Genomic DNA, 14,175 nt, shown 5'->3' with positions numbered 1-14,175 from the left:
TATGGGCAAGCCCACAGGTTTTCTCGAACACCAGCGTCTGTCCGAGGCCTATGCCTCGGTCGACGAGCGCCTGAAGTCCTACAAGGAGTTCGTGCTCCGCCTGGACGACGCGCAGGCTGCGGTTCAGGGCGCGCGCTGCATGGACTGCGGCATCCCGTTCTGCAACAACGGTTGCCCGGTGAACAACATCATCCCGGACTGGAACGACCTGGTGTATCGCGGCAACTGGCGCGAAGCCATCGAGGTGCTGCATTCCACCAACAATTTCCCGGAGTTCACCGGCCGCATCTGCCCGGCGCCCTGTGAGGCGGCGTGTACGCTGAACATCAATTCCGACCCGGTCGGCATCAAATCGATCGAACACGCCATCATCGACAAGGCGTGGGAAGAAGGCTGGGTCAAGCCGCAGCCAGCTGCCGTCAGGACGGGCAAGAAGGTCGCGGTGGTCGGCTCCGGCCCGGCCGGCCTGGCCGCCGCCCAGCAACTGGCGCGCGCCGGTCACGACGTCACCGTGTTCGAGAAGAACGACCGCGTCGGCGGCCTGCTGCGCTACGGCATTCCCGACTTCAAGATGGAGAAGGGCCTGATCGACCGCCGCGCCGAGCAGATGAAGGCCGAGGGCGTGGTGTTCCGCACCGGCGTGCTGGTCGGCACCAAGGAAATGCCTGCCGGCATCGTCAACGACGCCAAGGAAGTCATCTCCGCCGACGATCTGAAGAAGGAATTCGACGCGGTGGTGCTGGCCGGTGGTTCCGAAGTGCCGCGCGACCTGCCGGTGCCGGGCCGCGACCTGGCCGGCGTGCATTTCGCGCTGGAGTTCCTGATTCCGCAGAACAAGGAAGTGGCGGGCGACCGCCCGAACCCGATCTCCGCCAAGGGCAAGCATGTGGTGGTGATCGGCGGTGGCGACACCGGCTCCGACTGCGTCGGCACCTCCAACCGCCATGGCGCGGCCTCGGTGACCCAGTTCGAACTGATGCCGATGCCGCCGGAGGAGGAGAACAAGCCGCTGACCTGGCCGTATTGGCCGACCAAGCTGCGCACTTCCAGCTCCCACGAAGAAGGCTGCGAGCGCGACTTCGCCGTCGCCACCAAGGAGTTCATCGGTGACAACGGCAAGGTCACCGCGCTGAAGGCGGTCCGCCTGGAGTGGAAGGACGGCAAGATGAGCGAGGTGCCGGGCTCCGAGTTCGAGATCAAGGCCGACCTGGTGCTCTTCGCCATGGGCTTCACCAATCCTGTGGGCGGCGTGCTGGATGCGTTCGGTGTCGCCAAGGATGCGCGTGGCAACGCCAAGGCCACCACCGACGGTGCCGGCTGCTACGCCACCAGCGTGGACAAGGTGTTCGCCGCTGGCGACGTGCGCCGCGGCCAGTCGCTGGTGGTTTGGGCAATCCGCGAAGGCCGCCAGTGCGCCCGCGCGGTGGATGAATTCCTGATGGGCGAGAGCGTGTTGCCGCGCTGAGCGGCGCAGGCTTCATCAGGCAAGGGAAGGCGACCGGAAGGTCGCCTTCTTGTTTTTGAGGCGCGAAAGGCGCCGCAGCGGGAGCATGCAGCGTGGAACTGGGTGTCAGCGGCTGGATCGTCACCATCATTGCCATCCTGCTCACCGGCATCTCCAAATCCGGACTGGGCGGCGCGCTGGGCGGGCTGGCGGTGCCCTTCATGTCGATGTGGATATCGCCGCACGACGCGGTGGCGGTGGTGCTGCCCATCCTCATCGCCATGGACCTGTTCGGTATCCGCGCCTGGCGTGGCAAGGCGGATTGGAGCGAGTTGCGGGTGCTGATTCCCGCCGCGGTGCTGGGCATTCTGCTCGGCACCCTGGCCTTCGGCGTGATGTCGGAGCGCATGGTCAAGGGCGCGTTGGGCTTGATCGCGGTGGCGTTCGCGCTGGATCGCCTGCTGCGGCGGCCTGGGGCGGCGGTGGCAGGCGAGGGCCGTCCGGGCGCCTGGGCGTGGCTGTGCGGTGCCGGCGCCGGTTTCACCAGCACGCTCTCCCACGCCGGCGGTCCGCCGCTGCTGATCTACCTGCTGGGCCGCAAGCTGCCGCGCGAAGTGTTCGTCGCCACCTCGGTGTTCTTCTTCGCCGTCATCAACATGGCGAAGCTGCCTTTCTACATCGGCTTGGGCTTGTTCTCCCGCGAAAGCCTGCTGATGTCCGCCATCCTGCTGCCGCTGGTGCCGATAGGCGTGCGCCTGGGCATGGCGCTGCTGGCGCGGATTCCCGAACGGCCTTTCTACCTGTTTGCCACCGCAATGCTGGGCCTGTCCGGGTTCAAGCTGCTGTGGGACGCATTGCTAGGGTAAGAGTCGTCCACCAAGGGGTGTTCGCTTGTCCCCAACTGGGGACAGTCCGCCTCCGGTCGCGCTCTAGCATGTCCTTCCCCGCCGCCCGGCGGACATTAAGGAGGAAAGGCGCATGCACCAGCCGGAAGCCCAGCCCCGGGCCTCGCTCTACTTCGCCTACCGTGTTCATCCCGTCTGGCTGCCACCTGCGCATGCACCGGAGGAAAAGGTGCAGGTCGTCGTCGTTGGCGGGGGGCCCATCGGCCTGGCGCTGGCGCTGGATCTTGCCCGCTACGGCGTGCGTTGCGTGCTGCTGGAGGCGGAGCGGCAGGTTTCCGAAGGCAGCCGCGCCATCGTCTTCACCCGCCGCAGCATGGAGATACTGCATCAGCTCGGCGTGGCCGACCGGGTGGTGGCAAAGGGGCTGCCGTGGCGCTACGGCAATTCCTACTACCGCGGCCGCCGCGTGTTCCGCATGGCTGCGCCGCATGATGCCGACCAGCGCTTCCTGCCGATGACCAATCTGCAGCAACCCTATCTGGAGCGCTACCTGGCCGATGCGCTGGCGCAGTCTCCCAACGCCGAGCTGCGCTGGGGCAACCGCGTCAGCGCCATCGCCCAGGACCAGGACGGCGTGCGGCTGACGGTGGAGACACCCGCCGGCGACTATGCTTTGGGCGCGCAGTGGGTGGTGGCGGCCGATGGCGCGCACTCCACGCTGCGCCAGTTGCTGGGGCTGAAGATGGAGGGGACGGCCTACGAGGGGCGCTTCGTCATCGCCGACATCCGGGTGGATCTGGACTTGCCGACCGAGCGCCTGGCCTTCTTCGACCCGCCCTGGAATCCAGGCAACACCGTGCTGATGCACCGGGAGCCGGATGGCATTTGGCGCGTGGACTACCAGCTGCCGCCAGGCGAGACGGCCGAGGAGGCGCTGGCACCGGCAGCGCTGAGGTCCCGTATCGACGCCGCGCTGGCCCTGGTCGGCGCCGCTGGCCGGCCGTGGGAACTGGACTGGTGCTCGGTCTATTCCGCGCGGGCGATGACCTTGCCGGACTACCTGCATGGGCGGGTGGCCTTCGTCGGCGACGCTGCCCACCTGTTGCCCATCTTCGGCGTGCGAGGGGCGAACACCGGCTTCCAGGATGCACACGATCTGGCCTGGAAACTGGCACTGAAGCTGCGCGGCTGCGCCGGCCCCGGCCTGCTGTCCAGCTACTCCCATGAGCGGGTCGCCGCCGCGCGCGAGATCATCGACGAGGCGGGCAAGAGCACCCGCTTCATGACGCCGCCCAGCCCCGGCTATCGCCTGCTGCGGGACGCGGTGCTGTCCCTGGCGTTGAGCGAGGAGTTCGTCCGCCCGCTGTTGCACTGGCGCACCTCCCGCGCTCACGACTACGCAAGCTCCGCCCTCAACTGCGCGGGTGACGACGACGCGCTGTTCGACGCTGGCCCGCCTCACGGCGCGCCCTGTGCCGACCTGAGGCTGGAGCAGGGTGGCTTCCTGCTGGACCACCTGGGGCCGGCCTTCCAATTGCTTCATTTCGGCGCCGGGCCTGCGCCCGAGGTGCTCGCCTGCATAGCCACCTTCCGCCGGCGTGGCGTGCCCTTGCGATTGTTGAGGGTGGCCATGGTCGAGGAAGCTCCGGGCGGCGCCGTGGAAGACGGGCAGATCCTGCCCGACAGCGAGGGCCGCTTGCACAGGCACTTCGGCGTGACGCTGGCCGGCGCCGCTTATCTGCTGCGGCCGGACCAGCACGTCTGCGCCCGCTGGCTCACCTTGTCCGCCGACCGGCTGCAGCTCGCCCTGGACCGGGCGCTAGGCCACGAACCCCGGAGTCTCGAACCATGAGCACCTTGTCCATCCCCGATCTGGAGCGCATCTACGATCTCCTCGCCGAGGCGGTCGACGCGGTGCCGCAGGCCGAAGTCCAGCGCCTGCTGGCCAAGCTCGCCCTGCTGGCAGCGAACGAGATCGGCGACGTCGAACGTTTTTCCGGCCTGCTGGCGGCTGCCCGCCGGGACCTGTAAGGCCGCCGCTCCCCCGTCGCTATACTCCCCGCAAAACACCGGCAGCGCCGCCACCGGGAAGGCGCTCGCGGAGGAGATGGCATGGAGTTCTGGACTATCAGGCCGCGGGCGAACGACCGCCTGCTGGATGCGCCCCGGGTGGCCGGGCTGCTGGCAGGCGTCGAGGGCGGCGGCCGTGGCCTGGCCGCTGATCTGCTGGACCTGCTGGCGGCCCAGCTGCCGCTCGCCCAATGCACCGTCTTCGTCCACGACGGCGCCGCTTCTCCCGCCGTCTTGTCCTACGCCGACCGCGCGCGTACCCGCGAACTGCCGCTGATCTCAAGGGATTACGCCGCCCGCTTCCATGCATGGGACGGCAGCCGGCTGGCGATGGCCAGCCGCGAAGCGCGCGCCGGCGGCCTGCTGCTGCAGCGCCAGGCGGGCGAAGACATCTTCGAGCCGGAATACCGCCGCATCTGCTACGAGCGGCCGCGTATCGCCGATAGGGCCGCGCTGCTGTCGCGGTTGGAGGGCGGGCGCTGGCTGTCGGTGAATTTCTACCGCGGCCGGGAGCATGGCAAGCTGGGGGCGAACGAGCTGGGCGCCATCGAAGCCTGGGCACCGCTGGTGGTCCAGCTCGCCCGGCTGCACGAAGCCCGCCAGCGCAGCGACGAGGCGATGCCGGCACTGCTGCTGGCGCGCTTGCAGCAGCGCTTCCCCGAACTTGGTGCCCGCGACCTGGACTTGCTGCGTGCTCTGCTGCGAGGTGGCGACGTGGCGGAGGTTGGCGCGGCGCTCGGCATCCGGCCCGCCAGCGCACGGACCTATCTCAAGCGTCTCTACCGCAAGCTCGGCATCGGCGGCCAGCGCGAGCTGTGGGCCCTGCTGATGGCGCCGGCCAGCCGGGCCCCGGCGCGGAAGGGCGATTAGGTGGCTTTCGGCAAGGCTCAGGCCAGGCCGGAAGCCCGCAGCGTCCCCCCGACCCTCGCCCGGATTGCCGCGTGCCTCGCTTTCGGCGATGCCGGCCCCACCAGGCTTCAATCACCGGGCAGGATCAAAGAAGAAGCAGCCCGGTCTTGCCGGGCTTCTTCCATACTGCACGGCAGGAACGCCCAGGCTTAGAGTCCCAGCACTTCGACCGTGTAGCGGGCGATCATCGCTTCCTCGTTGGTCGGTACCACCGCCACCGCCACTTGGCTGTCCGGCGCGTCGATGCGCAGCGCGCCGGCGGCATTGGCGGCGGCGTCCAGCTTCAGGCCCAGCCAGCCGCAACGGGCCGCGACCCGTTCCCGCACCTCCGCCGCGTGCTCGCCGATGCCGCCGGTGAACACCAGCGCGTCCACGCCGCCAGCCGCTGCCGCCAGCGAGCCGAGTTCGCGGGCGATGCGGTAGCAGAACAGGTCCACCGCTTCCGCCGCCTCGGGCTTGTCGGAGGCGAGCAGGGTGCGCATGTCCTGGCTGATGCCGGAGACGCCGAGCAGGCCGGATTCCTTGTACAGCAGGTTGGTCAGCGCCTGCAGGTCCATGCCCTTCTGCTCCATCAGGTAGAGCAGCACGCCGGGGTCCAGGCTGCCGGTGCGGGTGCCCATCATCAGCCCCTCTACCGCGGTGAAGCCCATGGTGGAGGCCACGCTCCTGCCGTCGCGCAGCGCGCACATGGAGGCGCCGTTGCCCAGGTGGGCGATGACCACGCCGCCCTGCGCCCGGTCGCCCAGCACGTCCGGCAGCTGGCGCGCCACGTAGTCGTAAGACAGGCCGTGGAAGCCGTAGCGCTTCACGCCCTCGGCGGAGATGGCGCGCGGTAGCGCAAAGGCCTGGGCGACAGGCTCCTGGGTGCGGTGGAAGGCGGTGTCGAAGCAGCCGACCTGCGGAATCTCCGGCATCAGCGCCGCCACCGCCTGCACCGCGCGCAGGTTGTGCGGCTGGTGCAGCGGCGCCAGCGGAACCAGCTTCTGCAGCTGGCGCAGGGCCGGGCCGGTGAGCAGCAGCGGCTCGCTGTAGTTCTCGCCGCCATGGACGATGCGGTGGCCGGCGGCGACGATCTCCAGCGCCGGGTTATGCGCGCTCAGCCAGCGGAACAGATAGGTGAGCGCCTCGCGGTGTTGCTCGGTACGGCTGGTGCTGGTAACGGTGAGCGGCTCGCGGTAGCGCTTGCCTTCGCCGTCGCGCGCGGCCAGCACCGGCTCGGCGCCTATGCCCTCGACCTGGCCGGAGAGGGCGGCTTCATCGGCGAGACCGGGCTGCAGGGCGAAGAGGGCGAACTTGAGGCTGCTCGACCCGGCATTGAGTACCAGGATGGCCTTCATCGGCTCACCCCGCGCGCTTCTTGTGCGCCATCAACTGCGCTACGGCGCAGGAAGCGGCACGGGTTTCGGCGGTGTCGGCGCGGCTGGTGAGCACGATGGGCACACGGGCGCCCAGCACGACGCCGGCCATCAGCGCGTCCGCCAGGTATTCCAGCTGCTTGGCGACCATGTTGCCGGACTCCAGGTCGGGTACTACCAGGATGTCGGCGTTGCCGGCCACCGCCGAGCGGATGCCCTTGGTCTTGGCGGCAACCAGGGAGACGGCGTTGTCGAAGGCCAGCGGGCCGTCCAGCAGGCCGCCCTTGATCTGGCCGCGGTCGGCCATCTTGCACAGCGCGGCGGCGTCCAGGGTGGAGCGGATCTTGGAGGTGACGGTTTCCACCGCAGACAGGATGGCGACCTTGGGCTCGATCAGGCCCAGCATCAGGCCCAGCTCGATGGCGTTCTGGATGATGTCCACCTTGTCTTCCAGCGTCGGCTCGATGTTGATTGCCGCGTCGGTGATCATCAGCGGATGCGGGTAGGTGGGCACGTCGGCGAGGAATACGTGGCTGATGCGGCGCGCGGTGCGCAGGCCGCCGGTGCGGGACACTACCGCGCCCATCAACTCGTCGGTGTGCAGCGAGCCCTTCATCAGCGCCTCGGCGCCACCGTCGCGGCACAGGCCGACCGCGGCTTCGGCGGCGGCATGGCTGTGGGGCACGTCGATGATGCGGAAGGGGCGCAGGTCCAGCCCCTGTTCCTCCGCCACCGCACGGATCTTGGCCTCCGGGCCGACCAGGATGGGATCGACCAGCCCGGCCTGCGCCGCCTGTACCGGCCCGCGCAGGGATTCGGCATCGCACGGGTGGGCGACGGCGATCGGAATCGGCGACATGCCGGCGGTGATGGAGAGCAGATGGCGGTAGCGCAGCTCGCGGTCGGAAATCTTGATTGCCGGCAGATTCACCCGTGGCCGCTTGATCTTCTCGCTGGGCGCCAGCACCTCGGAGGTGCCGTCGATGACCTTGAGGCCGTCCTGGTTCACCGCCAGGCAGTCGAACACGATGTGGTGGTTGTGCTCGAACTTCTGCTTGCAGGTCACCGTGATGGTGAGGGTGTCGCCGATGGTGATGGGGCGCCAGAAGTTCAGCGCCTGCGACACATAGACCGTGCCGGGGCCGGGAAACTCGGTGCCCAGCACGGTGGAGATCAGCGTGCTGCCCCACATGCTGTGGCCCACCACCTCGCGGAACTGGCTGGAGTGGGCATATTCGGGATCGACATGGGTGGGATTCACGTCGCCGGACATCACCGCGAACAGGTGGATGTCGTCCGGCTTGAGCGTGCGTATCAGCTGGGCGAATTCGCCAACGGCGATCTCGTCGAAGGTGCGATTCTGAATAAATTGCTGCACGGCATTTTCCATGTCCACGTTCTCGCTGTTTGCGTTGCAGTAAGGGCTATTCTAGACGGCAACAGGGTCTTTTTATTAGACGAGCGTCAAGCGGCGCTGCGCCGCAACATATCGTTGACATTCACCCACTTGCCATGGCGTCCGTCACACGGGGGGCGGAGGGGCGCATGCTAAAATCGCCGCCTTTCCGATTGCCCCCGGGGGCCCCATGGAAGTCGTGATTCTTGCTGCCGGCCAAGGCAAGCGCATGCGTTCGATGTTGCCCAAGGTGCTGCAGCCGATCGCCGGCAAGCCGATGCTGGCCCACGTGGTCGACGCCGCCCGCGCGCTTTCCGTTCAACGCATCTGCGTGGTCTATGGACATGGCGGCGAGGTGGTGCGGGAGCGGCTGGATGCGCCCGACCTGGCTTGGGCCCGGCAGGAGCCGCAACTGGGCACCGGCCACGCGGTGCAGCAGGCGCTGCCCCATCTCTCGGATGCCGAGTCCGCCCTGGTGCTTTACGGCGACGTGCCGCTCATCGCCGAGGCCACGCTGCGCCGCCTGGCCGAAGCGGCCGGCGGTAGCCGGCTGGCGCTGCTCACGGTGGAACTGGACAATCCGACCGGCTACGGCCGCATCCTGCGCGACCGCAGCGGCCGGGTGACCCGCATCGTCGAGGAGAAGGATGCCTCCGACGCCGAGCGCAAGGTGCGCGAGGTCAATACCGGCATCCTGGTCGCGCCGGTCGCCCGCCTGCGCGACTGGCTGGGCCGCATCGGCAACGACAACGCCCAGGGCGAGTACTACCTCACCGACATCATCGGCCTGGCTGTGGCGGACGATGTCGAAGTCGTCACCGTGCAGCCGGGCGCCGCCTGGGAAACCCTGGGTGTGAACAGCAAGCTGCAGCTGGCCGAACTGGAGCGCCTGCACCAGGGCAACATCGCCCGCCGCCTGCTGGAAGACGGCGTGACGCTGATCGACCCGGCCCGCATCGACGTGCGTGGCGAACTCGTCTGCGGCCGCGACGTCGAGATCGACGTCAACTGCGTGTTCGAAGGCCGCGTTGAACTCGCCGACGGTGTGCGCATCGGCGCCAACTGCGTGCTGCGCAACGCCGTGGTCGGCGCCGGCAGCCGCATCGCCCCGTTCTCCCATGTCGAGGACAGCACCATGGGCGAAGGCTGCGTCGTCGGCCCCTACGCCCGCACCCGGCCGGGCACGGTGCTGGGCAAGGAAGTGCACGTGGGCAACTTCGTCGAGATCAAGAACAGCCGCATCGAGGATCAATCCAAGGCCAACCACCTCGCCTACGTGGGCGACGCGGATGTCGGCCGGCGGGTGAACATCGGCGCCGGCACCATCACCTGCAATTACGATGGCGCCAACAAGTTCCGCTCCGTGATCGAGGACGACGCCTTCATCGGCTCCGACACCCAGCTCGTCGCCCCGGTCCGCGTCGGCCGCGGCGCCACCCTGGGCGCCGGCACCACCCTGACCAAGGATGCGCCGCCGGAGCAGCTCACCGTGTCGCGCGCCAAGCAGCTCAGCATCGCCGGCTGGAAGCGGCCGGAGAAGAAGCGCTGAGCCCGTTTCTCACCTTCTCCCCTTTCTCCCGCCCCGTTCCCGGCCCCGCCTGACAAGGAAATCCCGCTATGTGTGGCATCGTCACCGCCATCGCAACCAACAATGTGGTTCCCGTGCTGCTCGAAGGGCTGCGCAAGCTGGAATACCGGGGCTACGACTCCGCCGGCGTCGCAGTGCTGGCCAATGGCCTCACCCGCCTGCGCTCCACCGGCCGGGTCGCCGAACTGGCGGCATTGGCCGATGCGCGCCAGCTCAGCGCTAACATCGGCATCGCCCACACCCGCTGGGCTACCCACGGCGTGCCTTGCGAACGCAATGCCCACCCGCACATCTCCGGCGGCCTGGCGGTGGTGCATAACGGCATCATCGAGAACTTCGAGGCCATCAAGTCCAGCCTGCAGGCGCGCGGCTATGTGTTCGAGTCGGATACCGACACCGAGGCCATCGCCCACCTGGTGCACAGCAAGCTCGCCACCACGCCGGACCTGTTCGAAGCGGTGCGTCTCGCGCTCAACGAACTGGTCGGTGCCTACGCCATCGGCGTGGTCGCCGAAGCCGACCCCTTCCGTGCCATCGTCGCCCGCCGCGGCTCGCCGCTGCTGCTGGGCGTGGGCGAGGAGGGCATGTACGCCGCCTCCGATACCGCCGCGCTGCTGCAGGTCACCCGCAAGGTGATCTACCTGGAAGATGGCGACGTGGCCGAACTGCGGCTGAACGCCTACCGCATCGTGCGGCCCGACGGCACGCCGGCGGAGCGGGAGATGCACATCTCCAGCCTGTCGGCGGATGCGGTGGAACTGGGCCAGTTCCGCCACTACATGCAGAAGGAAATCTTCGAGCAGCCCCAGGCGCTGGGCAACACGCTGGAGATCATTGCCGGCGGCGGCTCGGTTTCTCCGCAACTGTTCGGCTCCCGGGCGCCCGAAGTGCTCGACGGCGTCCGCCGGGTGCTGGTGCTGGCTTGCGGCACCAGCTACCACGCCGGCCTGGTCGCCCGTTACTGGCTGGAGTCGGTGGCCAAGGTTCCGTGCTCGGTGGAGATCGCCAGCGAGTACCGCTACCGCGAATCGGTGCCGGAGTCCGACACCCTGGTCGTGGTCATCTCCCAGTCCGGCGAGACCGCCGACACCCTGGCCGCGCTCAAGCACGCCCACGGCCTGGGCATGGGCCGTACGCTGGCGATCTGCAACGTGCCGGAATCCGCCATCGTGCGCGAAACCGCGCTGCGCTTCATCACTCGCGCCGGCCCCGAGATCGGCGTCGCCTCCACCAAGGCCTTCACCACCCAGCTCGCCGCGCTGGCGCTGCTCACCCTCACCCTGGCCAAGCTCAATGGCCGCCTGAGCGAAGCGGAAGAAGCCCGCCACCTCGGCGCGCTGCGTCACCTGCCGGTGGCGGTGCAAAAGGTGCTGGAACTGGAGCCCGAAATCGAGAAGTGGGCCCAGCGCTTCGCCGCCAAGCATCACGCCCTCTTCCTCGGCCGTGGCCGCCACTGGCCCATCGCCATGGAAGGCGCGCTCAAGCTCAAGGAAATCTCCTACATCCATGCCGAAGCCTATGCCGCCGGCGAGCTCAAGCACGGCCCGCTGGCGCTGGTGGACAAGGACATGCCCGTGATCGCCGTCGCCCCGGCGGACGAACTGCTGGAAAAGCTCAAGTCCAACCTGCAGGAAGTCCGCGCCCGCGGCGGCGAGCTCTACGTCTTCGCCGACGCCGGCAGCGAAATCGCCGAATCCGAAGGTCTGCATATCCTGCACATGCCGGAGCACTACGGCATGCTGTCGCCGGTACTGCACGTGATCCCGCTGCAACTGCTGTCGTACCACGCCGCGCTGGTGAAGGGTACGGACGTGGATAAGCCGCGGAACCTGGCGAAGAGCGTTACGGTGGAGTGAAGCGCTTGCCTCTCTAGAGCTCCCTGAAAACAACTTCAGAACGGACCAGGGCGCTACTCGACCTACTCCGCAGCTTGGACCCAGATGCGTTCGATCGACTCTTGCAGGCGGAAGTGGACGCCCGCTCTGGAGACCGCAGTCTGCCTCCCGACTAGGAAAGAGTATGGCGTCATGTTCAATCGCATGGCGGATTGTCTTCGGCCTGGGAGAGGCGTAACCAACTGCGGACAATATGGCTGGGCTGGAGCCTGCCAGTGATCGTGACTTCAACCGACAAGACCTGTCCCTTTCGGCTTCCCGATGCGTCTGACGCTCGGGCTTCGATACGGTAGGTCGCTCCCGCGGCCGACGAGACTCCTTCCATCGCAGAGACGGGGGTGGAGGAGCGCTGCCCGATCTGCAGGAGCGCGATCAGGGGTGGAGAAGCGAAAGACAGGTCGGGCTGAGCGCTTCCCGAGAACAGGGTGAGGTGCGGGTAAATGCAGCTGAATTCATGATCAGAGGCGCCCATGAGCGCCCGGAGTTCGGCGTAGGTCGAGAAAGGACGCGTCTCGGCACCAAGTCTTAGCCTAGCCATATCCAGGTTCATGAGCATGTCTTTGCTGCTCTGTTTGACGGCTCGATCCAGAAAGGCCGCAAGAGTCTTGTCATCGGCGGTTCCTGCGTCGATCAGACCTGCGACGTTTTGTACCGATATCGAGATGACTTGGTCATCAACATTGAGCTCGCCACGAGCGCTTGGCAGCGTCAGCCAAGGACTGCGGGTGCCCCGCGTAACAAGGTCATGCAGCACCAGTTCAACCGCTGACTCCTGGGCAATCTCCCGCCGAGCTTCCTGCTCTCCGAGTGCCCAGCGTTCCGAAGAGCGGGTGGCGAGAATGAGCAATCCTATGACCAAGGCTGTGGCGACCAGCAGCAGCCACAAGGTATGAAGCAGGACGAACCCCTTACTTGGTCGGGAGTGGTACGAGAGGTCGTGCATGCTCGGCGAGGCTGCTTGCGGCTTCCAGGCCATCGACCAGGGCGTCGACGACAGCTTGCGTCTCACTTTGGTTGCGCATGACATGGGGAACAAGCAGGACAACGAGTTCTGTTCGCCTTGGGTCGACGGTGTTGTTCTTGAATACGCTGCCGACCACGGGAATGTCCTTCAGCAGGGGAACGCCGCTGTCTCCGCGACCACCGCTCTCCCGGATCAAGCCTCCAAGGGCGACAGTGAAGCCGTCCCGGGTGGCGACGATGCTGTGAATCTTGCGTCGCTGGATAGTGGGGGAGTCGATGCCGGATGAAGTTGTTTGAGCAACCTCGCTGACCTCTTGCATGACATCCAGGATCACGTTGCCGTTGTCGTTGACGCGTGGTGTCACTTCCAGAATGACGCCGGTGTCCCGCATCTGAACCGTGCTGATGATGGGGGCGCCGGCGGAGTCCGTACTTTGCGCTGTCTGGGTCACGATCGGGACTTGGTCCCCCACCTGCAAGCTCGCCTTCTGGTTGTTGATGACTGAGAGCTTGGGCGCGGAGAGGATGCGAACCTCGGTCTTCGACTGCAGTGCGTTCAGGACGACGCGTGCGTCGGCACGTCCGGAATAGACATAAGAGAAGCCTGGGAATTGAGTTGCCACGGAACCGGTGTCCGTTGTGCTTAAGGTCACCGTGTTCTCGCCTGAATCGAAGAACCATTGAACGCCATACCGCAAGTTGTCGTTGAGGGTGACCGACCTTCTACCTGCAGACCTCGCAGACGAGCAAGATCAACGCTACTGCCACGGTAGCGACGACGAGCACCTACAACGCGGCCAACAAATACGTTCCGCAAACGGTGGTGGCCGATGCGGGCAGCGGCAAGCTCAACCTCACTACCAGCTTCACCTACGATGCGGTCGGCAACCTCACCCAGGTCGATGGCCCGCGCACCGACGTCACCGACACCACCACCAGCACCTTCGACGCCGAACGCCGCGTCACGCAAACGACGGATGCCCTGGGCAAGCAGACCCGCTTCGGCTACGACGCAGACGGCCGCCTGGTGCGCACCGCGGCGCAGCTCGGCACGCAGTGGCTGGTGAGTTGCCGCAGCTACACGACGACCGGCAAGCTGCTCAAGGCCTGGGGCCCGGCGGTGACGGCGGCGGCCACGACCTGCCCGACGGCTGCCGCCCCGGTGGCGGTGACCGACTACGCCTACGACGACCTCGACCGGCTGATCCGGGTGACCGAGAGCCTGCCCGCGGCCGAAGGCGGCAACCGGGTGAGCGAGACCCAGTACAACGCCGACGGCAGCGTGCTGCAGGTCAGGCGCGCCGTCGGTACCGCGCTGGCGCAGACCTATGCCGCCTACACCTACAGCAACAACGGCCTGCCGACCACGCTGACGGACGCCAAGGGCAACCGGACGACCTACGAATACGACGGCCACGACCGCCGGGTAACGCTGCGCTACCCCCACCCCAGCACGCCCAACACCTCCTCCACCACCGACTACGAAACGTACGGCTTCGACGCCGCGGGCAACCTCACCAGCCACCGGAAGCGCAGCGGCCAGACGGTCACGCTCGCCTACGACAACCTCAACCGGCTGGTGGGCCGCAGCTACCCCGCCACCGCGGACAACGTCGTCTTCACCTACGACCTGCTGGGGCGGCGCACCCAGTCCAAGTACGCCAACAACAGCAGTGTCGCCAGCCACACCTGGGACGCGCTGGGCAGGAT

At 67.3% G+C, this 14,175-nt stretch carries 12 protein-coding genes; 8 read left to right on the top strand and 4 right to left on the bottom strand.

Going from position 1 to position 14,175, the window contains the following annotated elements; translation table 11 throughout:
- The first annotated feature begins 1 nt into the window (after position 1).
- From C7389_RS09480 to C7389_RS09460, 5 genes are all read left to right on the top strand, one after another.
- Positions 2-1,465, top strand: a complete 1,464-nt coding sequence (locus tag C7389_RS09480) for a glutamate synthase subunit beta (protein WP_133590702.1) — start codon at positions 2-4, stop codon at positions 1,463-1,465.
- Between the two features lie 92 nt (positions 1,466-1,557).
- Complete coding sequence (locus C7389_RS09475) at positions 1,558-2,310, top strand: sulfite exporter TauE/SafE family protein (RefSeq protein ID WP_133590700.1); 753 nt, start codon at positions 1,558-1,560, stop codon at positions 2,308-2,310.
- A 112-nt stretch (positions 2,311-2,422) separates the two neighbouring features.
- Positions 2,423-4,141, top strand: a complete 1,719-nt coding sequence (locus C7389_RS09470) for an FAD-dependent oxidoreductase (protein ID WP_133590698.1) — start codon at positions 2,423-2,425, stop codon at positions 4,139-4,141.
- Positions 4,138-4,320: a DUF2783 domain-containing protein gene (locus C7389_RS09465; RefSeq protein ID WP_133590696.1), complete on the top strand. Its 183-nt coding sequence runs from the start codon at positions 4,138-4,140 to the stop codon at positions 4,318-4,320. The genes C7389_RS09470 and C7389_RS09465 overlap by 4 nt, the downstream gene beginning before the upstream one ends.
- A gap of 81 nt (positions 4,321-4,401) precedes the next feature.
- Positions 4,402-5,229 (top strand): helix-turn-helix transcriptional regulator, encoded by an 828-nt coding sequence (locus C7389_RS09460; protein ID WP_133590693.1) that lies wholly within the window; start codon positions 4,402-4,404, stop codon positions 5,227-5,229.
- Positions 5,230-5,417: 188 nt separating this feature from the next.
- Here C7389_RS09460 and C7389_RS09455 read toward each other — a convergent pair whose 3' ends face one another.
- Complete coding sequence (locus tag C7389_RS09455; RefSeq protein WP_133590691.1) at positions 5,418-6,605, bottom strand: acetate/propionate family kinase; 1,188 nt, start codon at positions 6,603-6,605, stop codon at positions 5,418-5,420.
- A gap of 4 nt (positions 6,606-6,609) precedes the next feature.
- The gene (locus C7389_RS09450) at positions 6,610-8,013 is read right to left on the bottom strand and encodes a bifunctional enoyl-CoA hydratase/phosphate acetyltransferase (protein ID WP_133590689.1); all 1,404 of its coding nucleotides are present in this window, start codon (positions 8,011-8,013) and stop codon (positions 6,610-6,612) included.
- Positions 8,014-8,209: 196 nt separating this feature from the next.
- Between C7389_RS09450 and glmU the strand changes: the two genes are divergently transcribed.
- Both glmU and glmS read left to right on the top strand, forming a co-directional pair.
- Positions 8,210-9,568 carry a bifunctional UDP-N-acetylglucosamine diphosphorylase/glucosamine-1-phosphate N-acetyltransferase GlmU gene (glmU, locus tag C7389_RS09445; protein ID WP_133590687.1) on the top strand — a complete coding sequence of 453 codons (1,359 nt, stop codon included), beginning with the start codon at positions 8,210-8,212 and terminating at the stop codon, positions 9,566-9,568.
- A gap of 68 nt (positions 9,569-9,636) precedes the next feature.
- Positions 9,637-11,463: a glutamine--fructose-6-phosphate transaminase (isomerizing) gene (glmS, locus tag C7389_RS09440; RefSeq protein ID WP_133590685.1), complete on the top strand. Its 1,827-nt coding sequence runs from the start codon at positions 9,637-9,639 to the stop codon at positions 11,461-11,463.
- Between the two features lie 175 nt (positions 11,464-11,638).
- Here glmS and C7389_RS09435 read toward each other — a convergent pair whose 3' ends face one another.
- Together C7389_RS09435 and C7389_RS09430 are read right to left on the bottom strand one after the other, a co-directional pair.
- Positions 11,639-12,445, bottom strand: coding sequence for a hypothetical protein (locus C7389_RS09435; protein WP_133590683.1), 807 nt, complete (start codon positions 12,443-12,445; stop codon positions 11,639-11,641).
- Entirely contained in the window at positions 12,411-13,088 is a 678-nt protein-coding gene (locus C7389_RS09430) for a type II secretion system protein GspD (protein WP_162851710.1), read from the bottom strand. Before C7389_RS09430 ends, C7389_RS09435 begins: the two co-directional genes overlap by 35 nt.
- Positions 13,089-13,288: 200 nt before the next feature.
- On the opposite strand from C7389_RS09430, the gene C7389_RS09425 reads away from it, so the two are divergent.
- Positions 13,289-14,175 (top strand): RHS repeat domain-containing protein (locus C7389_RS09425; RefSeq protein WP_162851709.1); only part of this gene is annotated, 887 nt, incomplete at its 3' end.

The sequence above is a fragment of the Azoarcus indigens genome (assembly GCF_004361735.1).
GTDB classification, from domain to species: domain Bacteria; phylum Pseudomonadota; class Gammaproteobacteria; order Burkholderiales; family Rhodocyclaceae; genus Azoarcus; species Azoarcus indigens.
This window is presented reverse-complemented; position numbering and strand designations above follow the sequence as displayed.